This window comes from Nocardia colli (assembly GCF_008704205.1).
In the GTDB taxonomy this organism is placed as follows: domain Bacteria; phylum Actinomycetota; class Actinomycetes; order Mycobacteriales; family Mycobacteriaceae; genus Nocardia; species Nocardia colli.
In genome coordinates this window covers 686,484-712,265 of the sequence record NZ_VXLC01000001.1, presented here as the reverse complement: position 1 = coordinate 712,265, position 25,782 = coordinate 686,484, and the positions used below count along the sequence as shown (strand labels likewise).

Here is a 25,782-nt window from a genome sequence, read left to right as displayed (position 1 = left end):
TGAATTGTGGACGACAAGGTCTACGCACCGGAGGCGAGTTCATGGACGTCAAGGAAATCAACCGCAAAACCATCGACCAATTCCGCGCGGGCGGCGAGATCGAGGGCATGCACCGGGAAAAGCTGCTGCTGCTCACCACTACCGGCCGGCATAGCGGCAAACCACATACGACGCCGATGATGTTCCACCTCGACGGCGACCGGCTGCTGGTCATCGCGTCGAACATCGGTGCACCCACGCATCCGGACTGGTATCAGAACCTGGTCAGCAATCCGGCAGTGATCGTCGAGGTGGGTGACGAGACCTTCGAGGCCCGCGCCACTCCGATCCCGGGCGCCGAACGCGACCACATGTGGACCATGTTGAAGCTGGCGTATCCGTTTTTCGCCGACCACGAAACCAAAACCGACCGGGTAATTCCGGTCGTCTCGCTAACAAGACGGTGACGGCCCGATCCGAATAGGCATACGGCTCCGAATGCGGAGCATGCCCAACACGAACACGCGCAATCTGCACGAGCTGTCGGCGGACATCACCGCCGTCGTCCGCGACGTCATAGCGACCGGCGAAGACGCCGTCATCACCGACGACGGCACCGAGGTGGCGGTCATCATGTCGATGGCCGACTACGACCGCCTGCACCTCTACGCCGAACTGGCCGACGCCGCCCGCCCGGGCTATGCGGGCGCGACCGAGTTCCGCGCCATGTCCATCTCGGAGATGCTCGACGTCCTCGGCGTGCACCCGACGGTGGACCGCGGGCTGCGCGGCTGATTCAGGTGCGCACGGTGGCGAACGCCGACCACAGCAGCGGCGAATGCTCGATGGTGCGTTCGGTGCGCCAGGCGTGCAGCCGCTCGCGCTGCCATGCGGAGAGCGCCGCGACCGGGTCCGGCTGCTCGTGCGCCGCGTCGATGGCGCAGATGGCCTGCTGTAGCGGGTGCGCCGTGGCCGGCGCGCCCGCGATGCGGTGGAAGGCGAGGTCGGTGGGCAGCGGCCAGCGGCTGGCGGTCACCAGTTCGGCGCCGCCGTTGATCATCGCCGCGGTCAGGCCGAGCGCCTCGGTGAAGCGCAGGTCGCCGCCGCTCTCGCAGGCGATCAGGGCGACCCGGCTGGGGATGGGCCAAAGGTCCTGGCCGTCAGCGGGTTCCGGGGCCAGGGTGTGCGTGCCGAGCAGGAAGTCCTTGGCGGACAACGGGCGATGGGTGCGGTGCGGGACGGCGAAGCCGAGCGCGTCCGCGGTGCAGGCGAGGTGGAGTTCGGCGGCCTCGCTCTGGCCGGATTCGGGCGGGGCGGCGGTGACGTGGCCGACGTAGATCAGGCGGCTCGCGCCGTCGCGCAATGCCTTGCTCAACCAGGTGCGGTCGATATCGGTCCGGCGGAAGGCCTCCGCCGGGTCGAGCACCGCGGGAAGCAGGCGGTGCTGCGTCGCGTAGCCGGCGATCCGCCGGGCGAGGGGCGCATCCGCGGGCATCCGGCCGAGCACCGAGCCGAGGTGTGAGTCGGCGCGGAAGCCGGGGATGCGCGGATCCAGCACGGCGACAACGGGTCCGCCGTGCGTCTCGGCCCAGGTGCGGGCGACGCGGTCCGGCGCGTGCACGATACTGGCCGGAGCCAGCAGGCTGACGTCGGCGATGTCGATCAGCCGGACTTCCGGTCCGGGAGCGAGAATCTCCCACGGCACCTGCGCGACTCGCGGCGACGGCTGGAGCCGGATGTGCGGGCGGATGCCGCGTTGATACAGCTCGTAGAGCTGGGCGGCCAAGGCTTGCGGCAGCAGCGCGCGGGAAAGCGCCTGGGCGACCAGGTACTCGGCGTGGGGTTCGGCGAACGCCCCGGTGGTCATGGCGCGTTCGAGGCCACCCGGTTCGGCGGGATGCGGCAGCGCGTCCGACAGCCGCTGCACGGCCGCCAGCACCGGTTCGCCCGGCAGCATGGCGGCGCCGCGCGGCGCGGTCTCGCCGATCCAGCGCCAGGACATGTACACATCGCCCGCGTCCGCCATGCGCACCACGACGGTCGGTTGTTCCTGCGTCATACCGTCAGCACCCGGTCGTCTCGGATCGCCCGGCCGTAGCGTTGCTCGGCGGCGGCGATGTAGGGGGCCAAGGCGATTCGGCCTTCGGCGGCCAGTTCGAGGCGGGGCGGCGGCGAAACCGGAAGTCCCGCACCGGCGGCGACCTCGGCCAGTGCCGCGCCGAGCTGGAGCGCGGTGGCGCCCGGGCGTTCGGCGAGATCGGCTGGGGGATCGAGGAGTTCGAGCGGTAACCGGACGGCGCGGCCGTCCGCCGATCTATCGATGTTCAAGGTGGTACCTGCGCACTGTGTTTCGATCAGGTCGGCGAGCAGCAGCCCGTCCCCGGCCAGGTAGGCGAAGCGGAACGCCAATCGCATGGCGGGGTCGGCGATCTGGCGGTTCCATTGATCGCGCTGGTTGCCGTTGGGGAGGGTGTAGCGCACGGCGTCGATGGCGAGCGCGGCAGGCACGGCGATGCCGACCGCCTGGGGGAGCAGCTCGGGGGAATCGGCCACGGCGCCTTCGAGCAGCGACGCGTGCCAGTAATCGAGCTGGGCACAGTGCAGGCCGAGGCCGCGTTCGGCGTACGCGCCGAACGCCTCGGCGAGCAACGTCTCGCACTCCTCGTACCGGCCGCTCTTGAACGCCACGGTGGACAGGCGCATGCGCAGGTCGGCGGCGTCCAGCACCGCTCCGGATTCGACAAAGTAGGCCAGGCTGCGACCGTAGAGATCCTGCGCCTGTACGAGATCTTCGCGGCCCTCGGCGAGGAAAGCCATTGTCTTGAGCCCGATTCCGGCGCGGTAGCCGAGCCCGGCCTGCTCGAAGTACTGCTGACTGGCGTGCAGTGGCGCTTCGGCCTCGTCGAGGCGGTCGGTGCGGACCAGCATGGTGGCGAGGTTCTGCTGGGTCTCGGCGACGGCGTTGCGGTCGCCCGCCGACTCGAACGCGGCCAGGGCCTGCTGAGCGAAGTCGACGGCGAGATCGCGGCGCCCGGTCTCGAAATACGTTGCGGCCAGGTTCATCAGCGGGTGCCCGGCCAGTTGCGGAGCGAAACGCCAAGCCGCGTCCAGGGATTCGGTGGCGAGTTCGGCGGCGTAGGCCCAGTTCTGGCGGTGCAGGGCGACGGCGGTCAAGGACAGCAGGCAGGCCACCCGCAGGACGCCCTGGTCGGTGACGTCGGCGAGCAACTCCCGGGCCTGCTCCAAAGCGGCTTGGGCTTCGTCCAATTCGCCGAGATGCTGCAAGGCCTGGGACATGTTGACCAGCGCGTTCGGCCGCAGCTTCGGCGCGTCCTCGGGCATGGCGGCGAGCGCTTCGCGGTACAGGCTCAGCGATCTGGCGTGGTCGCCGAGTTCGTCGGCCATGCTGGCCGCGTTGACGATCGCGCCGATGCGGACATCGCCGGTGGAGGTGCGGGCGGCGTCCTCGAAGATGCGCAGGGCGCCTGCGGTGTCGCCGCGGGTGTAGGCGTCGGCGCCCGCGGCGAGCAGGGCGCGGCCTTCATCAGGTGTTTCGTCGGTCATGTCAGAAATCCGAATCCGAAGCGGCGGCGGCGATTTCGGCGAGCAAGGGTGCCTCGTCGGTGGGGTCGGCGGCTTGGCGCAGGCGGGCGGCGGCCAGGTCGCGAAGCTGTTGGCGAACTGCCGGGTCGCTGCGCTCGGCGTCGCCGACACCGGGCACGTAGACCTCAACGGACACAGTGGATTCCGCGCCCTCCGGCGCGGGCACCTCGGCGGTCCATACGTCACCGTGCAGCGCCAGCGCCGCCTTGGCGGATCCCGCGGCCGTGCGCACCAGTACCTGTGGATGCAGATGGGATGGCACGCTGCGCTGTGGCATGGCGACCACCCGCACCACGACCGTTGTAATTCCCGCCCGGCGCAACACTTCCCACGACACTGATCGTTCCGATGCATCGAGCAAGCCAGGCGGGCAGCGCCGCCAATCCCAGCCGCCGGTGCCCCTGGCCAGCACCAGCGCACCCTGCGGTACCGCCGCCGCCGGTCCTGCCGCGAGCGCGTAATCCTCCGCGCGGCCACGGCTGTCCGGCAGGCCGACGGTGTACGGCGCGGCCACGTCGACGGCCTCGTCCGCGCCGTCGACGATCATCTCGCACGCCTCGGCCAGCGTGGCGATCTCATCCAGCAGCAGCCGATCATCCAGCGGCGCAATGTCATCGATGGTCGACGCGGGCCACCACCGCGCCGCCCAGTGCGCATAACCGAGTCGCCACGCACTCGCGACCAGCTCCGGCAGCCCGGGCGCGGCGACCAGCTCGCCGGTCTCGCCGCCGTCGAGCGCCAGCGCGATTTCCTCGCCGTAGACCGCCCACAGCCACTCCTGCGCGAGCTTCACGTCATCGATCACCGCGGCCGGAATCGACTGTTCGTCCAGCAGACTCCAGGTCAGATGCCCGCCCGCCGCCTCGAGCACCAGCACATCGAGCGCCGGCGCAGCATCGAGAACGGTCGGCGCGCCGTCGGGCGCGACGATCCACAGTCCGTCGGCCGCCTGCCGAATCCGCACCGTCCCGCTCATCAGCTCGCCCTCGATTCCGTCGAATCCGATTCGGCCGCACTCGCACTCAGCGCCTGTTTGACCCGCGTCCGGTGATCGAGGATGACCGAGCGCGCCACACCGTCGAGCAGGTCCCACAGTTCGTCCGGGTCGTACACCGCGAACTCCCGGACATCGCGCCCGTGCAGCCGGACCCACAGCCGCCGCAGGTACGGCCGCCAGGGTGTGCACAACTCGGCGGCGATCGCGGCCAGCGGCCCGGCCGGGGCAGACTCGGCGCCGACCTGCACCGCCAGTCGCCGGGCTTGCAGCACGTAGGCCTCACGCTGCCAGCGGCCGTTGATGACCCGGTGCGCGGTGGTCGCCGGTGTCCCCGGTAAAACTGCCACACCGAGGCCGGATCCCGGACGCCGAACCGCCGTGCCGATCGGGGAAAGTCCGTTCGCGAGCGCGACGCCCGCCGTCGCCGCCACCCGCAGCGTCTCGTCCAAAAGCGCCCACGGCGAACAACTCCGGGCGATCTCGGTGGACACCAGCTCCGGAATCGGCGGCAGCTCAGCGCGCTCGCTGGAGGCTTGCAGCGCCGTGAACACCCGCTCGTACACGGTCCGGTCGAACGGCAGGCCCAGTGTGGAGGTCGAGGCCGACGCACCGACCGCGGGTGGCTGCGGCACCGGATGCACCGTGAGGCCCAGTTCAGCTGCGGAATAACCGGTTTCGGCCCGCCACAGCCGGATGCCCGCGTGTGTCCCGGCATGTGCGCCGACCAGCTGGTCCCACGCAGCCTGTCCGTTGTCCCGCCCTTGCTCCAATCGTGCAGCGGCACAATCGTCGAGCAGTTCGGCGAACGCACCGGTGTGGTCACCGCCCACCGGCCCGGTCAACGGCCGTCGCCGCCACGCGACGTCGACCAGCGCGGCCAGCTCCGGAGTCCGTTCCGCGACATACTCCTTCAACGCCTGCGTGGTGCGCCCTGCTGCATACTCGTGCACGTCCCGCAGCGTGGCCTCCGCTACAGCTCTGTCCCGCAACGGATCCGGCATGCCCGACGTCGTCGCGAGCTCGAAGCAACGCTGGAAGTACAGATCCTGCGGATGCCCCTCGGTGATCCGCAGCGCCCGCCGCACCTGCTTGAGCACGGTGAACCAGGCCGCCGTCGCGCGCAGCACGTCCGCCGCGGCATGCACCCGGGCAGCCAGCAGCACCGCGCCGTCGGCGGTCACGATCGGCCCGGCGCACGCCGGGTGCTGGACCGGCCGGATCACCAGCGGATCCAGGATCAGCTTCACCGTGCGGCGCAACGGCCCGCCGTGCGGACCGCTGAGCGGTTCCACGCCGTCGAGCTTGCGCCACACCTCGTCGAGCACCATGGCGCGCGGTCGTCGCATTCGACCAGGTTAACGGACTTTTGTCCGATTCGACCCGGCCAAAACCTGGGATCGGTAGGACGCGAAGCGTTCCTAGGTTTCTCGTATCGGCCCAGACACCCCGGGCCAGCGAACACAGGAGAAACCATGAACACCAAGTCCGTCACCGCCGCCCTCGTCGCTTCCGCCGCCGCGGCCGCCTTCTTCGTCACCGGTTGCAGCGACAACGCGAGCAGCACCCCGCCCAAGACCTCGGCCGCCACCGCCGCCCCGCAGACCGGCTCCGCGCCGTCGGGCAAGTCCACCGCATCGGTCGACGGCAAGGCGTTCGACGCCAAGTTCACCACCACCTGCGCCAAGCAGGGCGGCACGCTGGCGCTCGCGCTGACCGACGCCGCCAACGCCGCCTACGGCAACCTCTCGGTGAGCGCGACCATCACCGGCACCGACACCGTGCAGGCCGTCGGCATCGCGGGCACCAAGGGCGGCGACGCCGGCCAGCCGTACGCGATCGGCTTCGGCAACGGGATGCCCGGCGGCTCCGCCACGCTGACCAAGGACGGCAACACCTACAAGGTCACCGGCGAGGGCGTCAGCGCGGATCTGACCAACCCGCTGGCCGGCCCGAAGTCGTCCAAGTTCGACGTCACCTTCGCCTGCTCGACCGTCGTCGGCGGCTGAACCGTCCGCGGCCCGCTCGAGTTCGCTCGAGCGGGCCGACAACGCAGGCACCACCTTTCGAAGCATCGAGGAACATCATGAAATCCGTCCGCTGGATCACCGCCGCGCTCGCCGCACTGGCCATCGGCTACTACCTCTTCCACGGCCTCACCTACGTCAGCACCAGTGAATTCGAGCCCGCCGCGATGGCCTGGGTCGGTTGGCAGATGGCGCTGCCGATCACCGCGCTCACCCTGGTGCCGATCGTCTTCGCGTTCACCGGCGAGGGCATCCTCGCGGCCTTCACCGGCCGCAACAGCGCCGAATTCCGGGACGGCCTGGTCGGTCTCGGCACCATCCGGTCCTTCACCCAGACCGGCCTGTCGGTCAACGACCAGCCGCAGGTCCGCATCGAATTCAGCGTCGAGGGGGTGGACGGGAAGAACTTCACCGCCGCCGCGAAAATGATTGTGCCGCTGACCGAACTGGCGCTGCTGCAACCCGGCGTGGTGCTGCCGGTGCGCTATCTGCCCGGCCGGACCGACAAGGTCGAGGTCGACATGTCCGGCGACCCGGCCACCGCGCAGCGGGCGCTGAACGAGTCGATGATCCGCAAGGGCATCACCACCCGGCACAAGCTCGACATCGCCGAGCGCGGAATCGCGACACAGGCTGTGGTGCAATCGCTTTCGGTGCCCGGCGAGATCCGCGACGGGTACTCCAAGATCGAGCTCGGCCTGGTCGTCACCCGCCCCGACGGGTCCACCTTCGGCACCAGGGTGGAGAAGTTCCTCACCCCGAGCAGCGTCGGGCAGGTGCAGGTCGGCCGCATCCTGCGGGTGCACTATCTGCCGGAGAACGAGCACGAGGTCGTCATCGCCCTTGCGGTGAATGCCTAGCCCCCACCGAATGCCGCGTTGATCCGAGCTTCTCGGACAGCGCGGCATTCCTGTGTGCGGAGCAGTAACTAGATCAACTGAGGGTTCCCTAATTGGTCAGCTGTTCACCTCTAAGTCGTTTCCGTATTGTCCGAATCATCTACGGTTCGGCCGTGAGCCCGAAGCCCCTCGCCCTTTTCGTGCAGCACGACGGCCGATCGGCCCGTGCCTCGGTGACCTGCGAATACAAATGCGCCAACGCCTGTTTCCACGAGGTGCCGAACACCTCGAACGGTGAATACTTCGGCGATATCGTCAGTGCCTTGAATCGGCGTGGCGTGCTCAAGGGCGGCGCGGCGGCGGTGCTCGCGGTCGGTGCCGGCAGTGTGCTGGCCGCCTGCGGCGACGACGTCGAGAACGCCGGCTCGGTCCGTCCGTCGCCCAGCGGCCCGCCCGGCACCGGCACCGAGTTCGGCGCGGTCGCGCCGAACAAAGAGGACGCCATCGTGATCCCGGACGGCTACGAGCAGTCCGTCGTGATCCGCTGGGGCGACCCGCTGTTCGCCGACGCCCCGGCCTTCGACTTCGACAAGCAGTCCGCCGCCGCGCAGGCCAAGCAGTTCGGCTTCAACAACGACTTCGCCGCGCTGCTGCCGATCGAGGGCCAGGCCAACGCGTTCCTGCTGGTGGTCAACCACGAGTACACCACGGGCCCGCACATGTTCCGCGGCTACAACAAGGCCGCGCCGACCGACGAGCAGAACGCGATCACCCAGGCCGCGCACGGTCTTTCGGTCGTCGAGGTGCACGGCGAATCCGGCACCGGCAAGCTGGTCCCCGCCTTCGGCAAGTACAACCGCCGGATCACCGCGACCACCGAGTTCAAGCTCACCGGCCCGGCCGCGGGCAGCGACTTCGTGAAGACCGCCGCGGACCCGACCGGCACCAAGGTGCTCGGCACCTTCGCCAACTGCGCGGGCGGCGTGACCCCTTGGGGCACCGTGCTTTCCGGCGAGGAGAACTTCAACGGCTACTTCGCCAACGGCGACAAGGTGACCGAATCCGTTGCCGCGGCGCGGATCAAGCGTTACGGCTTCACCGCGGGCAAGACGCCGAACCAGTGGGAGCGCACCGACAAGCGCTTCGACCTGGCCCAGGAACCCAACGAGGCCAACCGATTCGGCTACGTCGTCGAGGTCGACCCGTGGGATCCCAGCTCGACGCCGATCAAGCACACCGCGATGGGCCGGCTCAAGCACGAGGGCGCCACCATCTACGTGACCAAGGCCGGCGACGTCGTCTCCTACACCGGCGACGACGAAAAGTTCGACTACATGTACAAATTCGTGTCCGCGCGCAAGGTGCAGCCGGGCAGCGGCGCGTCGAGCATGCGGCACAACCTGACCATCCTGGACGCGGGCACGCTGTACGTGGCGAAGCTGGCCGGCGACCACGGCGACAAGATCGACGGCACCGGCGTGAAGCCGTCGGACAAGGGTTTCACCGGTACCGGGCAATGGATTCCGCTGCTGGAGACCGGCCTGGACGGCAAGGGCAAGTCGCTGGTCGACGGCATGAGCGCGGAAGAGGTCGCGGTGTTCACCCGGCTGGCCGCGGACAAGGTCGGCGCCACCAAGATGGACCGCCCGGAGGACTTCGAGGCGAACCCGTACACCGGCAAGGTGTATGTCGCGCTGACCAACAACGACAACCGCGGCGCGAGCGGCAAACAGGCCGCGGACGAGGCGAATCCGCGCAACCTGAACAAGAACGGGCAGATCCTCGAGCTCGACGACGAGCACGCGGGTACCAAGTTCACCTGGTCGCTGCTGCTGGTCTGCGGCGATCCGACCGCGGCCGACACCTACTTCGCCGGCTTCGACAAGACGAAGGTCAGCCCGATCTCCTGCCCGGACAACCTGGCCTTCGACCCCTACGGCAACCTGTGGATCTCCACCGACGGCAACGCGCTCAAGTCCAACGACGGCCTGTTCTCCGTGGTGCTGGACGGCGCGAATCGCGGTGCCACCAAACAGTTCCTGACCGTGCCGCGCGGCGCGGAGACCTGCGGCCCGGTCGTCACCGAGTCGCGCGTGCTGGTCTGTGTGCAGCATCCCGGCGAGGCCGACGACGCCACCCCGGAGAACCCGCTCTCGCACTGGCCGGACGGCGGCAGCGCGCAGCCGCGGCCGTCGGTCGCGGTGGTGTGGAAGAAGAACGGCGGCCGGATCGGCACGTAGCCGCACCGGCCGCCGAGGGCGTCACATATTGGCGAAGCGCGCGAAATCGCCTTGGGCGCCGCTGTATACGTTCAAATCCGTGTTGCCCGCGATGCCGTCGATGCCGCCGCTGTCGGTGGTCTGCCAGAACGTCCAGGTGGACCACCCGCCGGGCACCTCGGGTGCGTCGTTGCCGCGGTAGTCGGCGATCCACAGCGGGTAGCGGGTGAACTCGTTGGTGTCGGCCATCGCCGTCTTCCAGAAGTTCGGATAGGTGTAGACGATCGGGGTCCGTCCGGTGAGCGCCTGCACCGTGTTCAGGTAGCGGTGCGTCCAGTCGATCAGCGCGGCGGGCGGCAATCCGCCGGTGGTCTCCAGGTCGAGCACCGGCGGCAGATCCAGCGCGCCGTTCTGGCCGAGCACCACCGCGGCGTACATGGCTGCCTGCGGTTCCGGCAGCAGGTTCGGCCGGGCGTAGTGATAGGTGCCGCGGGCGACGCCGGCCGCACGCATCAGCAGGCTGTCCGCGACGAAGTACGGATTGATGTAGCTCACGCCCTCGGTGGCCTTGACCATGGCGAAGGCATGACCGGACCGTTTCACCGCGAACCAGTCGATCAGCCGTCCGTCGATGTGCTGCCAGGACGAGACGTCCGGCCCCGTCGGGGTGGCCTCCGCTCGCGCGGCGAGGTTAACCGCGAGGATGCCGGAAAGCGCGATCAGCGAGAGCGCCGTGCCGCGGCGACGGATGGTCGAGCTCCATCGAGAGGTGTCCATGGTGTTCGACGATAGCTATTTGATCTTCCTGTGACCAATGTTGCACAAGGTGCAGTTGCGCAATATTTACCCGAACCCCGCGCTGACCGACCTCAGCCGAGCCAATCGAGCACCGAGGCCGCCGTCCACGACTGCTGCATGCTGCCCAGCGGCTCCCCGGTGAACGGCTCGTAGTACTCGGCGAAGCTGCCGTCGCTGGCCTGGCGCAGGCCCTCCGCGCGCAGCATGAACGAGCGCTCGGCCCAGCCGCGCCGGGCGAACACCCAGGAGAACAGCCAGCTCATCACCGGCCACACCGGCCCACGCCAGTACTCCCGGGAGCGGAAGTCGCGCGACACCGGCGAGGTGGACGGCGGCAGCGCGTAGCGCAGGTCCGGATGCCCGCAGAACCGTGGCCCCTCGAACGTGCGCAGCAGGCTCCGTTCGGTATCGCGGGGCAGCCCGCCGCACAGCAGCGGCGCGAACATGGACAGCGTCTCGGTGCCGATCCAGCGCTGCAACCGCACGTCGAAGTCCCTGGCCGCACCGGTCCGGGCATCGGCCGTCGCGACCACGCCCGCCCGGAACCGATCGGCCCACGCGTACAGGTCGCGGACGTCGGCGTGCGGCTGCTTGTACTCCTCGCCGATGTTCGCGAGCACCTCGCAGGCCAGCGCGAAGATCCCGGTGACGAATACGTCCTCGACCGCGAAACTCATGGTCGAGGCCAGCTGATAGTCGTCGTAGCCGGCCCGGCGCATCTGCTCGACCAGCCACAGGTAGCGGTCGTACTCGCGGTCGCTCGGGCGCTGCGTCGGATCGGCGACCACCCGCACGTCCTCGCGGTCGTACGGCGGCAGATCGCCCGGGATCACGTTCTCGTAGGCACGGTCCCAGCGCGGCGAGTTGTCCATGCCGGATTCCCAGCCGTGATACAGCGTGATCCGCCCGGTCTCCTTGGGATCGCGGGCGTGCGCCAGCCAGCGGTGCCAGCGCACCAGGTCCGGCCAGCGGCGGTTGAGGAATTCCTCGGCGACCGCGCGGGTGCTGCGGCCGTGCCGGCGGGAGTGATCGAGGATGCGCTGCACCGCGATGGCGTGCACCGGCGGCTGGGTGATGCCCGAGGTGTCCGGGCCGTCCGGCGCGTTGGCGGCCAGCTTGCGGCATTCCCAGCGGGCCGGGCCGGGGAAGTAGCCGTCCACGCCGTTGGCGAAGACGATGTGCGGGATCATGCCGTTCTTCCACTGCGCGGACAGCAGCGTGTCCAGCTCGATCACCGCCCGTTCCACGCTCAGCGGGGCGAGCCCGACCGCGACGAACGCGGCGTCCCAGCTCCACATGTGCGGATACAGGCGCGGCGCGGCACTGGTCATCGTGCCCAGGTCGTTGCCACGCAGCAGGTAGGCGGCGCGGGCCGCGAGCTGTGTCGGAGTGAAACCCGGGTGTGCCATCCCCCTATTCTGCGATGTCACCGGCAAGTACGCCCGCTCAGCGCTGTCCGACTCGGCCGCGTCCCACCTGCCGGTGGGTGGCTCGTGCTCGGCGATTCTCACTCTCGAATGCCCCGTCCGTAATTCGCTGCCCGAGATCTTCGCATAGATGTACGCGTGCATCGCGCTGGTTGCGCAGGCTATTACGGTGGGGCGCATGACCAATGCCGTGACCAGCTCCCCGAAGCCGACCGCGCTGATCACCGGAGCCAGCCGCGGCCTCGGCGCCGCCATCGCCCGGGAGCTCGCGCCGACCCACGACCTGCTGCTCGGCGCCCGATCCGCCGACGCGCTGCGCGATATCGGCCAGGAGCTGCCCGAGGCGACCGGCTGGCCGGTCGAGCTGACCGACTACGCCGCGGTGGCCGCCGCGACCGAGCCGATCCGCCGGTTGGACGTGCTGGTGCACAACGCGGGCATCCAGGACCTGGCCTCGATCGCCGAGTCGACTGTCGATCAGTGGCGAAACACGTTGGAGGCCAACCTGATCGCGGTGGTCGAGCTGACCAGGCTGCTGCTGCCCGCGCTGCGCGCGGCCGGCGGGCATGTGGTGCTGATCAATTCGGGCGCGGGGCTGCGCGCGAACGCGGGCTGGGCGTCCTACGCGGCCAGCAAGTTCGGGCTGCGCGCGTTCGCCGACGCGCTGCGGCTGGAGGAGCCGGCGCTGCGGGTGACCTCGATCCATCCGGGCCGCATCGACACCGACATGCAGCGCGAGATCATCGCGCAGGAGGGCCGCGAATACCGGCCGGAGCAGTTCCTGCGCGCGGAGACGGTGGCCGGTGTGGTGCGCCACGCGGTCGAGACGCCGCGGGACGGGCATCCGACAGAGATCGTGCTGCGGCCCACGTCGAGCTAGCCGTCGTCGGCGGTTCAGGTTGTGGACAGATTCGATCGGTAGCCTGGCGCTGTTTGTGCACCGTCTCGCCGGGTGCGGGGACGGTTCGTTCGACCAGAGTTAAGGGTTCAGAGCAGTGGATAGACGCCGGATGTTGATGCTTGCCGCGGGCACCGCGGTCGCGCTGGCCGGATGCGCGGTCGCGGAGGGAGATCCGATCACCAGCGGATCGGCCGGTAGCGGACCGCTCGCCCCGCCGCGCCCGCCCCTGTTACCGCCGCCGCCCGGCGGGCCGAAGACGCCGATTCCGGCCGCGACCATCACCGCGCTGCCCGGGCCAGGCACCAGCATGGCGCTGACCGTGGACGACGGGGCAAGCCCCGAGGTGGTCGGCGCGTACATCAAATTCGCCAAGGACACCGGGGCCCGGTTCACCTTCTTCGTGACCGCCTACTACGACTCGTGGGCGATTCACCGGGATGCGTTGCGGCCCTTGGTCGACGCGGGACAGATCCAGCTGGCCAACCACACCTGGGATCATCCCGACCTGACCAAGCTGTCCGCCGGCGCGGTCGCCGATCAGCTGCAACGCGCGAAGGCGTACCTGCACAACAACTTCGGCGTCGACGGCGCGCCGTACTACCGGCCGCCGTTCGGCCGGCACAACGCCACCGTCGACAAGGTCGCCGCCGACCTCGGCTACACCGTGCCGGCCATGTGGTACGGCTCGCTCTCGGACTCCGGGGTGATCACCGAGGAGTACCTGATCGAGTGCGCGCACAAGTACTTCCACCCGCAGACCATCATCATCGGGCACGCCAACGCCCCCGCCGTGACGCACTGCTACGGGCAGCTGGTGGACATCATCCGAGAGCGCAACCTGTCCATGGTGACGCTCAACGACGTCCTGCTACCCCCGCGCTAGTTCGCTGAGGCGAGTCATATGGTCGCTGAAAGCCGTTGCACAGCAACCATATGACTCCGCTCGATGCGCTCAGGCGACGATGTTGATCAGCCGGCCGGGCACGACGATCAGCTTGCGCGGCGCCGCGCCGTTCAGCAGCGCGGCGATCTTCTCGTCGGCCAGCGCGGCCGCCTCGATCGCCGCGGTGTCGGCATCCGCCGGAACCTGAATTCGACTGCGCACCTTGCCGTTGACCTGAATCGGGTACTCGACCGACTCGTCCACCAGCAGCGCCGGATCGGCCACCGGGAACGGGCCGTGCGCCAGCGAAGCGGTGTGCCCCAGCCGTTCCCACAGTTCCTCTGCGATGTGCGGGGACAGCGGCGCCAGCATCAGCACCAGCGGCTCCACCACCGTGCGCGGTGCGCCGTCGGGGTAGGTCTTGGTGAGGTGGTTGGTCAGCTCGATGAGCTTCGCGCCGGCCGTGTTGTCGCGCAGCGCGGCCAGATCCTCGTCGACGCCCGCGATCGTCTTGTGCAGCAGGCGCAGCGTCTCGTCGGCCGGCGCGGCGTCGGTGACCCGCACCCCGCCGGTCTCCTCGTCCACCACCAGCCGCCAAATCCGTTGCAGGAAGCGGTGTGCGCCGACGACGTCCTTGGTCGCCCACGGCCGCGAGGTGTCCAGCGGACCCATCGACATCTCGTAGAACCGGAAGGTGTCCGCGCCGTACAGATCGCACATCTCGTCCGGCGAGATGGCGTTCTTCAGCGACTTGCCGATCTTGCCGTACTCCTGGTTCACCGGGATCTCGGTGCCGGTCGGATCGGTCCAGAAGAACTTGCCGTCGCGCTCGACCACCTCGGCCGCCGGAATGTAGGCGCCGCGCTCGTCGGTGTAGGCGTAGGCCTGGATGTAGCCCTGGTTGAACAGCCGCCGGTACGGCTCGTACCCGGACACGTCGCCCAGGTCGAAGAGCACCTTCTGCCAGAACCGCGCGTACAGCAGGTGCAGCACCGCGTGCTCGACGCCGCCGACGTACAGATCCACGCCGCCGGGATCGTTCGCGCCGTGCTCGGCCGTGCGCGGGCCGAGCCAGTACTGCTCGTTCTCCTTGGCGCAGAACGCTTCCGCGTTGGTCGGGTCGGCGTAGCGCAGCTGATACCAGGAGCTGCCCGCCCAGTTGGGCATGACGTTGGTGTCGCGCCGGTAGCGCTTCGGGCCGTCGCCGAGATCCAGTTCGACGTTCACCCAGTCGGTCGCCTTCGCCAGCGGCGGCGACGGCTCGGAGTTCGCGTCGTTCGGGTCGAAGGTCACCGGGGCGAAGTCGTCCATGTCCGGAAGCCGTACCGGCAGCATGGATTCCGGCAGCGCGTGCGGCGCGCCGTCCTCGTCGTAGACGATCGGGAACGGCTCGCCCCAGTAGCGCTGCCGGGCGAACAGCCAGTCGCGCAGCTTGTACTGGATGGTGCCCTTGCCGTGGCCGTCGGCCGCCAGCCGGGCGACGATCGTCGCCTTCGCCTCGTCGATCGAAAGCCCGTCCAGGAAACCGGAATTCACGATCGCGCCGTCGCCGGTGTAGGCCGCGGCGCTCAGGTCGCCGCCCGCCACGACCTCCTTGATCGGCAGGCCGAGCGCGGTGGCGAAGTCCCAGTCGCGCTGGTCGTGGCCGGGCACCGCCATGATCGCGCCGGTGCCGTAGCCGCTCAGCACGTAGTCGGCGATGAAGATCGGCATCGGCTCGCCGTTCGCCGGGTTGGTCGCGTAGCTGCCGAGGAAGACGCCGGACTTCTCCTTGTTCTCCTGGCGCTCCAGATCGGACTTGGCCGCGATCGACTTGCGGTAGGCCGCAACGGCATCCGCGGGGCTGGCGCCGCCCTCGTTGGTCCAGCGGGCATCCGTGCCCTCCGGCCAGGCCGCCGCGGTCAGCCGGTCGACCAGCTCGTGCTCCGGCGCGAGCACGACATACGTCGCGCCGAACAGCGTGTCCGGACGGGTCGTGAAGACCTCGATCTGCTCGCCGTTCGCATCGAACTTGACCTGCGCACCACGCGAACGACCGATCCAGTTGCGCTGCATGGCCTTCACGTTCTCCGGCCAGTCCAGGTGATCGAGATCGTCGACCAGCCGGTCGGAGTAGGCGGTGATGCGCATCATCCACTGCCACAACCGCTTCCGGAACACCGGGAAGTTGCCGCGCTCGCTGCGGCCCTCGGCGGTGACCTCCTCGTTGGACAGCACCGTGCCCAGGCCGGGGCACCAGTTGACCATCGAATCGGTCTGGTACACCAGGCGATACGAGTCGAGCACGGCCGCGCGCTCGGCGGCGGACAGCGCCGCCCAGTCCTTGCCGTCGGGGGCGGGACGCGCGCCGGTGGCGAACTGGTCCTCCAGCTCGGCGATCGGGCGGGCCCGGTTCAGCTCCTGGTCGTACCAGGCGTTGTAGATGCGCAGGAAGATCCACTGGGTCCAGCGGTAGTACTCGGGATCGGTGGTCGCGAACGAACGCCGCCGGTCGTGCCCGAGGCCGAGCCGGTCGAGCTGGCGCTGCATGGTGGCCATGTTCGACTCGGTGGTGTCGCGCGGGTGCGCGCCGGTCTGCACCGCGTACTGCTCGGCGGGCAGGCCGAACGCGTCGTAGCCCAGCGCGTGCAGCACGTTGCGGCCGTGCATCCGGTGGTAGCGGGCGAACACATCGGTGGCGATGTAGCCGAGCGGATGCCCGACGTGCAGACCGGCGCCGGACGGGTACGGGAACATGTCCTGCACGAACAGCTTGTCCGCGGGGGTGGCGCCGGCGAGCGGACCGACCGGATTCGGCGCATGGAAGGTCCCGCGCTCGCTCCACGTCTGCTGCCACCGACGTTCGATGCGGCCCGCGAGCTCCGCGGTATACCGGTGCTCGGGTACATCGCTATCGGTTGCACGAGTGTCCTGCACGGTCCTGCCTTCTTGTGATCGCCGATCCCCGACAAACTTCGTCTATCAGGGTAGAACGTGCGGACCGCAGTACCGAAAATCGGGCTGTGCTCACCTGCTCGGCGCGTCCGCGTCCGCGCCCCGGACGAAGTTACCCGCCCGTCGGGATGCGACTGCGCCGCACCGGCTTCGCGCTACTCGCGGGTTGTCGTTCCCATCTGAGCGGTCCCAACAGTGCGTTTGGTTGCTACGCCGGTCACCGGGTGCCGCGCTGTGTGGAACGCGCCTGTCCGGAGCGGTGGCGCACCGGGTGCTGAGCAGTTGCGGGTAGCTCCCGGCGGGCGGCAGACCCCGATGCGATAACCTGCATTGGTGCTCGTCGTCGCTCTCGTCCTGTTCGTGCTGGCCCTGGTGGCCATCGCAACCGGCGCTCTCGGACTGATCGGCAAGTTGCCGCGCAACCGCTTCGTCGGGGTGCACACCGAGGCCGCCCTGTCCGATGACGAGACCTTCCGCATCGCGAATCGCGTCGCCGCCCCCACCTCGCTGGCCGCCGGGGCGCTGCTGTTCGCCGGTGGTCTCGTCGCCCTCGCCGCGAGCGGCATCGTCGCCCTGATCGTCGGCGCGGGCGCGGCCATTGTCGCCCTCTTCACCCTCGGCGCGGGCGCCAACGCGGCCGCCTCGACCGCCGCCGCCATCGCCCCGCCCGCCGAGGTCGGCGGCTGCGGCAGTGCCTGCGGCGCCTGCTCGCTGCGCGACGCTTGCCAGCCCGCCACCTGATCCGCTACTCGGCGCAGTCCGGCGGGGGCACACTGCGCGACAGTGGACTCCCCACCGGATTGAGGTAGAGCACGCAGAGCTGGACCGGCACCGAGCCGGGGTTCCGTGCGACATGTGGATAACTCGGACCGCTCGGTTCCCGGAAGACGCGTCCGCGACGGTAAGTCACCGGTGCGCAGTCCGCGCCGGGATGATCGAGCGTGCCGTGCGTGACGACGACCAGCAGCGTCCCGTCGTGATAATGCCAACCGCTGCTGCCGCCGGGCTCGATGATCGTCTGCCGCAGCACGAATTCGCGACGACCGAGGGCGAACCGGAACAGCACGCGGCTCGCCGTGCCCCGTGCGGGCGCCGCATTTACCCGATACTCGCGTCGCGTCACCAGTGCATCGAACCATTCCCGTGCGCGCCGCGTAGCAATTGACGACCAGGCCTTTCCGTGTGGTGCCACGGTGTCCGGGGGGTTGAATCGGGCGAGTTACGTTTCGGGTCGAACCCTGTCGGCGGCGGTGACGGCAGTCCATACTTGGGGCGTTGCAGTACCAGCTTGATTTTCGGGGTGGAAATGAAAACGTTCGACTTTGTCGCCGCCGGTGATACGTGGGGTATATCCGGTCCCGACTTCATGGCCTGGTATTGGCCGTTCATCGGGCTCGCGCTGCTGATCGGCTTGATCATGCGGTTGCGGGTCACCCGGGGCGCCGCCGATACCCGGGGCATCGAGCGTCCGGGCCTGGATCTGTCGCTGCCCGAGATCGCCATGCTGTTCGACGACCGCCGGGCGGTGCTGACCGCGCTGGCCCGGCTGCGCAGCCACGATCTGATCGACTCGGCGGCCGCGCCTGCCCGCCCGCTGACCGACGCGGACAAGCACCGGCTCGACCCGTTCACCCGATCCATCTACGACCGGATCGCGGGCGGCGCGAAGCCGACGGTCGCCGCGCTGACCGCCAATTCGGCGGCCGCCCTCGGTCCGCTGCGCGACTCGATGATCAAGCGTGGGTACTTCCCCGACGCGGCATCCCGGCGCAAGCTGTGGGACGCGGGGATGCCGTTGCTGATCGTCGGGCTGGTCGGCGTGGTGCGCTTCGTCGCCGGGACGCTGAACCACAACCCGGTCGCGTTCCTGGTGATCGCGCTTGTGGTGCAGGCGTTCTGCTATTGGCTGGTGGTGGCCAAACCCCGGCTGACGCCGCTGGGCCGGCTGGCCCGGAAGAACGCGACGAGCAGCAATGCGCATCTGCGGCCGTCCAATTCGCCCGCCTACGCCACCTACGGCGTCGAGAGCGCGGCGCTCGCCGCCGCGATCTTCGGCGGCGCCGCGCTGATGACGCTCGACCCCGGACTCGCCAGTGCCGTTGAGCCACCGAGCTCTTCGGGTAGCGACGGCGGCAGCAGCGGTGACAGTGGCGGCGGCGGATGTGGCGGTGGTGGCGGCTGCGGCGGTGGCTGTGGCGGCTGAATCGGCGTTGCCGATGGGCGGGCCGTTGACCGACGGGTCGCTCGGGATCGGGTGGCGGCCGGAGATCTGCGGCGTGATCGCGGAGCTGGACGGCCTCGGGTTCTGCGAGGTGATCGCGGAGTCGCTGCCGGTGCGACGGCGACTGCTCGGCAGGTCGGAGGTAGTGCTGCCCGCCGAGCTGACGGCGTTGGCCGAACGTGGCGTAGCCGTTGTGCCGCACGGTATCTCGTTGTCACTCGGCGGTGCCGAACCGGTGGACGAAGGCCGGATCGAACATCTCGCCACGTGCGCCGCGGCACTGGGCGCGCCGTTGGTGAGCGAGCACGTGGCGTTCGTCCGCGCCGGTGGAGTCGAAGCGGGACATCTGCTTCCGGTGCCGCGCTCCAAGGCGTCCTTGGATGTCTTGGCCCGCAATATCTCCCGCACCCAGGCGGGACTCGACGTTCCGCTGGCGGTGGAAAACATTGCGGCACTGTTCGACTGGCCTGAGGATGAATACACCGAGGCGGAATTCCTCGCCGAACTCGTCGACCGGACCGGGGTTTACCTGCTGCTCGATATCGCCAACGTTTACGCGAACGCCCGCAACCGTTCTCGTGACCCGCTCGACGAACTCCTGCGCCTGCCCACCGAACGCGTCGCCTATTGCCACGTCGCGGGCGGCCACGAATCCGGCGGCCGCTATCACGACACGCACACCGACCCCATTCCGGCCGAAGTCCTCACCCTCGTCCGCGAATTCACCGAACGCCACCCGGTGCCGCTGATGCTGGAACGCGACGGCAACTACCCGCCCGCGGCCGAACTCCTCGATGAACTCGACGCGATTGCCGCCGCCGCGCACCGCCCGAGCCTCACCGGACGCGCACGACCGGCGCGCGCATGACGCAGCCGGAAACCGACGCGCTCGCCGAGCGGCAGGCGGCGCTGATTCGTGCCCTGGTCGCCGGGAGTCCGGTGCCGGCCGGTTTCGATACCGACTCCGTCGCCGCGGCCGCCCGCGCATTGCTGCACAAGCGCGCGGGTGCGGTCGCGCGCCGTTTCCCGCTGCTCGCGCACGCCTGCGGCGACGACTTCATCGCGCGGTTCATCGCCTGGGCCGCCGACAAGCCGAAGACGTCCACCGCCGCGGACGCAACAGCTTTCGCCGAACATGCGGGCATCGCGCTGCCCGCGAGCGGTGCGCCGGCGCGTGGCCGCCGGTCGTTTCTGCGCCGATCGCGATAGCGGACCTACCCGGCCTGCACTACCTCCTACGAAGTCTACGAACGATCGTTCGCGTTTATCTAATATGCGAAGAGGTCCTATGGTGTGACGAATTACGTACGTTCTGGTTCCATCTGGGCACACGCTCGGCGTTAGCGTGTGGTGTGCGATTCCTCAGCAAGTTCTATATCGACGGTTTCATCCTGTCGATCCTCGCTACGGTTGCCTTGGCCAGCGTGTTTCCCGCCCGGGGTAACGCGGCCGACGTAGTAAGCGTGCTGACGAAGATTGCCATCGCATTGCTATTCCTGCTGTACGGCACCCGGCTCTCGCCGAAGGAGGCCCTGGCCGGGCTCACCCACTGGCGGTTGCACACCGTGGTGCTGGCGAGCACATTCCTGCTGTTCCCGCTGCTCGGGCTGGCGGCCCATCTGCTGGTACCCAGCGTGCTGACCGACGATCTCTACACCGGTTTGCTGTTCCTGTGCCTGGTGCCGTCCACCGTGCAGTCCTCGATCGCGTTCACCTCGATCGCCAAGGGCAACGTGCCCGGCGCGATCGTCAGCGCGACCGCGTCGAACCTGATCGGCGTCTTCGTGACGCCGCTGCTGGTCATCCTGTTGATGAACACCACCGGCCAGGCCAGCGTCGACTTCTCCGCGATCGGCGACATCGTGCTGCAGCTGCTGGTGCCGTTCGCCGTAGGCCAGCTGATCCGGCCGAAGGTGCACGGCTGGCTCAGCCGCTACGCCGAGCCGACGAAGCTGGTGGACCGCGGCTCGATCCTGCTGGTCGTCTACAGCGCGTTCAGCGCGGGCATGGTCGAGGGCATCTGGCACATGCTCTCGCCGTGGCGGATCCTGGCGCTGGCGGGCGTGTGCGGTGTGCTGCTCGGGCTGGTCATCGCCGCGACCATGCTGATGGGCCGGATCTTCGGCTTCGCCGTGCCGGACCGGATCGTGATCGTGTTCTGCGGCTCCAAGAAGAGCCTGGCCACCGGGCTGCCCATGGCGACCGTGCTGTTCGCCAGCCAGCCGGTCGGGCTGATCGTGTTGCCGCTGATGATGTTCCATCAGATCCAGCTGATCACCTGCGCCGCCTTGGCCCAGCGGTGGGCCAAGCAGGCGGAGGAGCCGGGTGCGTCCGGCGAACTGCGGCCCGCCGCTTAGCGACGCCGTCGGCTAACGGAGCGTCGCCAAGGCCTCCAGGACCGCATGGTCGGCCGCCGGATCGCCGACCGAAATGCGCGCGCTCCCATCGGGATACGCCTTGGCGGCGATGCCCGCCCGCCGCAGCGCGGTCGCCACGCCGGGGCCGGGCAGGTACAGGAAGTTCGCGTGGCTGCGCGGCACCGCGATCCCGCAGCGTCGCAACGCGTCCCGCAGCGCCTCCCGCTCGGTGGTGATCCGCATGGTCCGCACGGCCAGTTCGGGTTCGGCGGCGTAGGACGCGGACACCGCGGCCACCGCCGCCGAACTCACCCCGAACGGCAATTGCAGCCTGCGCACCCTGGACATCATCTCCGGTCGGCCGAACGCGTAACCGATGCGCAGCCCGGCCAGTCCGTAGGCCTTCGAAAAGGTGCGCAGCACAATAAGATTCGGATGCCGGCTCAGCAGCGTGAGCGGGTCGAGATACTCCGCGGCCCCGAGGAACTCGACGTAGGCCTCGTCCAGAATCACCGGCACCCGGGTGGGCACGCTGTTCAGGAAGGTCTTCAGCGCGCCGGCCGAGGCCACCGTGCCGGTCGGGTTGTGCGGGCGGCACACCACCACCAGCCCGGTCCATTTGTCGACGGCCTTGGCCATCGCGGCCAGGTCCTGGTTGCCGTCGGCGTCCAACGGCACCGGGACCACCTCGACGCCGGCCATCTCGGCCATGATCGGATAACCGTCGAAAGTCGGCGTCCCGAACACCATTCCGGCGCCGGCCGTGGTCAGCGACTGGATGATCTGCATCGCCACCCCCGTCGCGCCGGAACCGACCACCACCTGATCCGGCTGCACGCCCAGGTGCCGCGCGATCAGCCTGGGCAGCCGCCGCGGCAGGAACTCCGGATAGCGATTGGCCTGGGCCAGCACGCTGTTCACCGCCCGCAACACCGAAGGCAAAGGCGGGAAGGGGTTCTCGCTGAGCGTCAGATCGAACCGCGGCGGCGTCGACGAGCTGCCCCGCCGCCGCGACGGCGTGGTCTCGTCGATGACGTGGATGCTCATCGCGCCGCGCCCCACCGGATGGCCGCGGCCCCGGCGAAGTCACCCGCGTGCGCGAACGCCGACAGCAGCACCACCGAGCCGTTGCGCAGCCTGCCCGCCCGGTTCTCCGCATCCAGGGTCACCGGAATGCCCGCGGCGAACAGGTTTCCGCACGTGTCGAAGGTGTCCGGGTGCCGCTCGGCGGGCAGTTCGAGCGCGTCGTGCCAGTTGCGCAGGAACAACCGGTTCGGCTGATTGGTGACGAAGGTATCGATGTCGCGCCCCTTCACCCCGATCCGATCACACACGGCCAGCGCCACTTCCGGCACCAGCCGGTTGCCGCGAGCGAACACCTTGGTGATCTTCGACTCGGTGAAGCTGACGCAGCCCTGGCCCTCGCCCGGCTCCCAGTACTTGCGCTCGCCGTTGGTGGAAAACTCCATGTCCCCGGCGAATTCGGGATAGGTGCGGCATTCGATGTCCAGGATCGGCGCGCTGTCGTCCTTGACCAGCAGCCCGACCCCGCACCCGTCGCCGGGCACCGGCGCCTGCGCCAGCTTGCGGATGTCGGGCTGGGTGAACACCGGGCCCGCGCAGTTCTGCGTCGCCGCGATCAGCGCGGTGCGCGCGCTGGTGGTCTGCAACACCATTCGGGCGATCGACATCATGTGCACGAAGGCCGCGCAGCCGCCGTTGTGCACGTCGTAGACGAAGGCCGGGCGCGCGCCGAGCCGCTTGGCCACCTCCGGTCCGGCGCCCAGCACCGGATTGTCCGGCAGCTGCGTGTGCGTGATCAGCACGTCGATGTCCGAAATGAACTGCGCGCCATGGCGTTCGATCAACGGCGCGACGGCGCGCTCGACCATGTCCACCGCCGTCTCGTCCCGGTCCACATGGTGGCGGCCCTTGGGCGAGCGGAACATCACGTTCTTCGCCATCCGGTCCGAGCGGGAGAACTGGGTGAAATATTCGGTGCCGACCGGCTCGCCGGGCAGGTAGCTGGCCACGTCGACCAGGCTCACCGCGGGGAGGGCGGTCGCGTCGGGGTTGGTGGGGATCATCCGGGTCTCACTTCATCCAGTCGGGCTTGATGGGCAGGCCGTTGGCCGCCCGGTACTCGCAGATCGCCTTGAGGTTGTCCATCTCCAGCTGGTGCCCCGCGGAGAACATCTCCCAGAAGTCACCGACCCACACCGGGCGCTTGGCCGGCGCGGTCTCGGGATAGGGGTTCTCGTCGTAGAACGGATGCTTGCAATTGACCCACAGCACAACCGATCCCGGTTTGTTGAACACCACCTGCGCGTCGACGACGCGGAGCAGGTAGATCATCCACAGGTGCTGCGACTGGTCCCAGGCGCAGTGATAGTCGACGGTCATCCCCTCCGGATGCGCGACGGTGCGGGTGTAGATCTCGGTCGCGTCGCCGAGCCGGTCGTAGGCCAGCCACAGGCCCGGCTCCGCGGTCGGCACGAAGCCGCGCAGGCTGTAGGTCCACTCCTCCAGCGAGCGGGTGTCGGCGAGGTACTCGTAGACCTCCCGCGGCGGCGCGGCGATATACGCCTGCACCGGGCAGTATTCGCCGAAGACCTGGTCGTGCGGATAGACCGACCGCAGCATGTCCATGATGATCGGCGTGGTCGCGTCTTTGTCGGAATTCTCGATCCGCAGCACGCCGGGCGGCAGCGCGTCCTCCGGGATATCGCTGAGTGCGGGCAGGGCGCTGGTAGTCACGATGTACTCCTGGATTGCTCGATGGTCGTCAGGAACGGAAGAAACGGCGGCACCTCGTCGGGGTCCACGTCGATCGAAATGAACGAGGGCCCTTCGGTTTCCATGCAGTGCCGCAGGGTTTCGGCCAGCTCGGCCGGTGCGCGCACGGAGAAGGCGGGCAGCTCGGGGAACATGGCGCCGATGCCGTCGCCGAGGTGCGCGGGCCGGAATCGGTTGAAGCTGTAGCGATCCCGGTAGTAGAGCTGTTCTCTGGTCACGCACATGGCGTGCGCGTTGTTGTTGAGCACGATGAAGGTGATCGGCAGCGCGTGCTCGATCGCGGTGTGTATCTCCATGCCGTGCATGAAGAACGCGCCGTCGCCGGCCACCACCACCGTGCGCCGCTCGCCGCCGGGTCCGTGCCTGCGGGCGAACGCCGAACCGATGCCCGCGCCGAACGCGTAGCCCATGCCGCCCATCCCGAGCGCCACGACGAACCGGCCACCGCGCGGCACCCGCAGGTGATGCACCACGGCCGCACCGGTATTGCCCGCGTCGGCGAAGACGTCGGTGCCGTCGGGCAGTGCCGCGTCGATGGTCTCCACCAGCTGCCGATAGCGCAGTCCAGGGCCGGACGACGGCGGAACACGTAGCGGGGTAAGCGGAGTGCCGGTGCGCCGCTCGGGCGTGACTGTGGCAGCGGCGAATTCGTCGGCCAGCTCGCCCAGGGTGCGGGCGAGGTCGGTGCTGGCGGCGTGGATGCTCGGCAGATACGGCGGCGTCACTCCGATGCTTGCCACCGTGCTGCCCGCGAGCACTTCGTCCAGGCCGGTGCGCGTGGTAACCGGCATCGGCGTGCCGACGAGCAGGCACAATGCGGCCGATCGGAGCGCCGCACCGAGTTCCGGATGGCCCATCGTGCCCGCGACCCCGCAGAAGCCCGGGTCGGTGTTGTCGTAGGTGTCCTTCGCGTCCGGCGCGACGCCGACCGCCGCATCCAGGACGGCCGCCAACCGGGCCAGTTCATCGCGTGCATCGTCCCTGGCGACCTGGTCGCCGGCGATGATCACGATCTTCCCGGTCCGCCGGGCCGTCGTGAGCGCGCTGCGCAGGCGCAGCAGTCCCGCCTCGTCCCGGCGATACACCTTGGCAGGCAACCGAATCGGCGGCGCCGCGATGCTCGACTGTTGCACGTCCTTGGGCAGCAGCAGCACCGCGGGCCCGCCACGCCGGGCGGCGCCCACCGCTCTGGCCAGTTGGTCGGGCAGCTCGGCCGCGTGCTCGACGCGCGCGCAATAGCGGGTGATCTCGTCGAACATGCGGACCGCGTCGATGGTGCCCGCGTGTCCGCTGGTGTCCTGGAAGGCGCCGTTGCCCTCCTGCGCGGTCGGCGGTTGACCGACCAGCGCGAGCACCGGAACCCGCGACGCATACGATTCGGCAAGTCCGGCAACGAGATTCATCGCGCCGCCGCCGGACGTCGCGGCCACGACGCCGAGTCCGCCGGTCGATCGGGCATACCCGTCGGCCATGGTCGCGGCGGCGAATTCGTGCTTGGCGATCACCCCGGTGACGTCGTCCGCCGCGTCGAACACGGCGTCGTAGAGGTCCTCGATGTTCGCCCCGTCGACGCCGAAGATGTGCCGGACCCCTATGGCCGAAACCGCCTGCACCAAATAATCCACGACCCGGCTCTGCATCCGGCGCTCCTTCCCGCGGTGTCCACCTGTGCGCTGGGCACACGCGAGATCACTTCCTGCGTACAGAAGTGATACGGGTCAGCGAGGAAGACGGTTCAACGGTGAACTAGTCGGCCGCCGCTCGGGGCGACTCGATCCCGAAATGCCGCATTTCGGCGGGCGTT

Annotated in this window: 24 protein-coding genes; 12 read left to right on the top strand and 12 right to left on the bottom strand. The window is 69.1% G+C overall.

Annotated elements, in window-relative coordinates; all coding sequences use genetic code 11:
* Nucleotides 1–41 precede the first annotated feature (41 nt).
* Nucleotides 42–446 carry a nitroreductase family deazaflavin-dependent oxidoreductase gene (locus F3087_RS03485; protein ID WP_150400284.1) on the top strand — a complete coding sequence of 135 codons (405 nt, stop codon included), beginning with the start codon at nt 42–44 and terminating at the stop codon, nt 444–446.
* 40 nt (nt 447–486) lie between these two features.
* Entirely contained in the window at nt 487–774 is a 288-nt protein-coding gene (locus F3087_RS03480) for a type II toxin-antitoxin system Phd/YefM family antitoxin (RefSeq protein WP_150400283.1), read from the top strand.
* Between the two features lies 1 nt (nt 775).
* Here the strand turns inward: F3087_RS03480 and F3087_RS03475 are convergent, their stop codons facing one another.
* From F3087_RS03475 to F3087_RS03460, 4 genes are read right to left on the bottom strand one after another with little or no spacing between them, the layout of a single operon-like run.
* Nucleotides 776–2,038: a CHAT domain-containing protein gene (locus F3087_RS03475; RefSeq protein WP_150400282.1), complete on the bottom strand. Its 1,263-nt coding sequence runs from the start codon at nt 2,036–2,038 to the stop codon at nt 776–778.
* The gene (locus F3087_RS03470) at nt 2,035–3,543 is read right to left on the bottom strand and encodes a tetratricopeptide repeat protein (RefSeq protein WP_150400281.1); all 1,509 of its coding nucleotides are present in this window, start codon (nt 3,541–3,543) and stop codon (nt 2,035–2,037) included. The genes F3087_RS03475 and F3087_RS03470 overlap by 4 nt, the downstream gene beginning before the upstream one ends.
* A 1-nt stretch (nt 3,544) precedes the next feature.
* Nucleotides 3,545–4,558 carry a hypothetical protein gene (locus F3087_RS03465; protein WP_223884791.1) on the bottom strand — a complete coding sequence of 338 codons (1,014 nt, stop codon included), beginning with the start codon at nt 4,556–4,558 and terminating at the stop codon, nt 3,545–3,547.
* A complete protein-coding gene (locus tag F3087_RS03460; RefSeq protein WP_150400878.1) occupies nt 4,558–5,907 on the bottom strand; it encodes a hypothetical protein in 1,350 nt (449 codons plus the stop codon). The genes F3087_RS03465 and F3087_RS03460 overlap by 1 nt, the downstream gene beginning before the upstream one ends.
* 144 nt (nt 5,908–6,051) lie before the next feature.
* Between F3087_RS03460 and F3087_RS03455 the strand changes: the two genes are divergently transcribed.
* The 3 genes from F3087_RS03455 to F3087_RS03445 all read left to right on the top strand — a co-directional run bounded on the left by F3087_RS03455 (nt 6,052) and on the right by F3087_RS03445 (nt 9,682).
* The gene (locus F3087_RS03455) at nt 6,052–6,585 is read left to right on the top strand and encodes a lipoprotein LpqH (protein WP_150400280.1); all 534 of its coding nucleotides are present in this window, start codon (nt 6,052–6,054) and stop codon (nt 6,583–6,585) included.
* A 74-nt stretch (nt 6,586–6,659) separates the two neighbouring features.
* Entirely contained in the window at nt 6,660–7,463 is an 804-nt protein-coding gene (locus tag F3087_RS03450) for a hypothetical protein (RefSeq protein ID WP_396897532.1), read from the top strand.
* A gap of 152 nt (nt 7,464–7,615) precedes the next feature.
* Nucleotides 7,616–9,682: a PhoX family protein gene (locus F3087_RS03445; protein ID WP_150400278.1), complete on the top strand. Its 2,067-nt coding sequence runs from the start codon at nt 7,616–7,618 to the stop codon at nt 9,680–9,682.
* Nucleotides 9,683–9,703: 21 nt separating this feature from the next.
* On the opposite strand, the gene F3087_RS03440 is transcribed toward F3087_RS03445, so the two are convergent.
* The gene (locus F3087_RS03440) at nt 9,704–10,438 is read right to left on the bottom strand and encodes a glycoside hydrolase family 25 protein (RefSeq protein WP_150400277.1); all 735 of its coding nucleotides are present in this window, start codon (nt 10,436–10,438) and stop codon (nt 9,704–9,706) included.
* A 92-nt stretch (nt 10,439–10,530) separates the two neighbouring features.
* Entirely contained in the window at nt 10,531–11,868 is a 1,338-nt protein-coding gene (gene ggh, locus F3087_RS03435) for a glucosylglycerate hydrolase (RefSeq protein ID WP_150400276.1), read from the bottom strand.
* Between the two features lie 196 nt (nt 11,869–12,064).
* Between ggh and F3087_RS03430 the strand changes: the two genes are divergently transcribed.
* Entirely contained in the window at nt 12,065–12,766 is a 702-nt protein-coding gene (locus F3087_RS03430) for an SDR family oxidoreductase (protein WP_150400275.1), read from the top strand.
* A 130-nt stretch (nt 12,767–12,896) separates the two neighbouring features.
* Entirely contained in the window at nt 12,897–13,670 is a 774-nt protein-coding gene (locus F3087_RS03425) for a polysaccharide deacetylase family protein (protein WP_150400274.1), read from the top strand.
* Between the two features lie 69 nt (nt 13,671–13,739).
* Here F3087_RS03425 and leuS read toward each other — a convergent pair whose 3' ends face one another.
* On the bottom strand, nt 13,740–16,586 hold the full coding sequence (leuS, locus tag F3087_RS03420) for a leucine--tRNA ligase (protein ID WP_150400273.1): 2,847 nt from the start codon (nt 16,584–16,586) through the stop codon (nt 13,740–13,742).
* Nucleotides 16,587–16,937: 351 nt separating this feature from the next.
* Here leuS and F3087_RS03415 point away from each other — a divergent pair, with 351 nt between their 5' ends.
* Nucleotides 16,938–17,345, top strand: a complete 408-nt coding sequence (locus F3087_RS03415; RefSeq protein ID WP_150400272.1) for an SdpI family protein — start codon at nt 16,938–16,940, stop codon at nt 17,343–17,345.
* A 4-nt stretch (nt 17,346–17,349) separates the two neighbouring features.
* Here F3087_RS03415 and F3087_RS03410 read toward each other — a convergent pair whose 3' ends face one another.
* A complete protein-coding gene (locus F3087_RS03410; protein ID WP_223884790.1) occupies nt 17,350–17,727 on the bottom strand; it encodes a cupin domain-containing protein in 378 nt (125 codons plus the stop codon).
* Between the two features lie 183 nt (nt 17,728–17,910).
* On the opposite strand from F3087_RS03410, the gene F3087_RS03405 reads away from it, so the two are divergent.
* From F3087_RS03405 to F3087_RS03390, 4 genes are all read left to right on the top strand, one after another.
* Nucleotides 17,911–18,807, top strand: a complete 897-nt coding sequence (locus tag F3087_RS03405) for a TIGR04222 domain-containing membrane protein (RefSeq protein WP_150400271.1) — start codon at nt 17,911–17,913, stop codon at nt 18,805–18,807.
* 13 nt (nt 18,808–18,820) lie between these two features.
* On the top strand, nt 18,821–19,693 hold the full coding sequence (locus F3087_RS03400) for a DUF692 domain-containing protein (protein ID WP_191093802.1): 873 nt from the start codon (nt 18,821–18,823) through the stop codon (nt 19,691–19,693).
* Nucleotides 19,690–20,034 carry a hypothetical protein gene (locus F3087_RS03395; RefSeq protein WP_150400270.1) on the top strand — a complete coding sequence of 115 codons (345 nt, stop codon included), beginning with the start codon at nt 19,690–19,692 and terminating at the stop codon, nt 20,032–20,034. Before F3087_RS03400 ends, F3087_RS03395 begins: the two co-directional genes overlap by 4 nt.
* Before the next feature lie 143 nt (nt 20,035–20,177).
* Nucleotides 20,178–21,182 carry a bile acid:sodium symporter family protein gene (locus tag F3087_RS03390; protein WP_150400269.1) on the top strand — a complete coding sequence of 335 codons (1,005 nt, stop codon included), beginning with the start codon at nt 20,178–20,180 and terminating at the stop codon, nt 21,180–21,182.
* A gap of 12 nt (nt 21,183–21,194) precedes the next feature.
* On the opposite strand, the gene F3087_RS03385 is transcribed toward F3087_RS03390, so the two are convergent.
* Genes F3087_RS03385 through F3087_RS03370 form a run of 4 tightly spaced genes read right to left on the bottom strand, consistent with a single transcriptional unit; the run spans nt 21,195 to nt 25,618 of the window.
* Nucleotides 21,195–22,229: an aminotransferase class I/II-fold pyridoxal phosphate-dependent enzyme gene (locus F3087_RS03385; RefSeq protein WP_150400268.1), complete on the bottom strand. Its 1,035-nt coding sequence runs from the start codon at nt 22,227–22,229 to the stop codon at nt 21,195–21,197.
* Nucleotides 22,226–23,269 carry a 3-oxoacyl-ACP synthase III family protein gene (locus tag F3087_RS03380; RefSeq protein WP_150400267.1) on the bottom strand — a complete coding sequence of 348 codons (1,044 nt, stop codon included), beginning with the start codon at nt 23,267–23,269 and terminating at the stop codon, nt 22,226–22,228. The genes F3087_RS03385 and F3087_RS03380 overlap by 4 nt, the downstream gene beginning before the upstream one ends.
* Nucleotides 23,270–23,276: 7 nt before the next feature.
* The gene (locus F3087_RS03375) at nt 23,277–23,939 is read right to left on the bottom strand and encodes an SRPBCC family protein (RefSeq protein ID WP_150400266.1); all 663 of its coding nucleotides are present in this window, start codon (nt 23,937–23,939) and stop codon (nt 23,277–23,279) included.
* Nucleotides 23,936–25,618, bottom strand: coding sequence for a thiamine pyrophosphate-binding protein (locus F3087_RS03370; RefSeq protein WP_150400265.1), 1,683 nt, complete (start codon nt 25,616–25,618; stop codon nt 23,936–23,938). Before F3087_RS03370 ends, F3087_RS03375 begins: the two co-directional genes overlap by 4 nt.
* Nucleotides 25,619–25,782 lie beyond the last annotated feature (164 nt).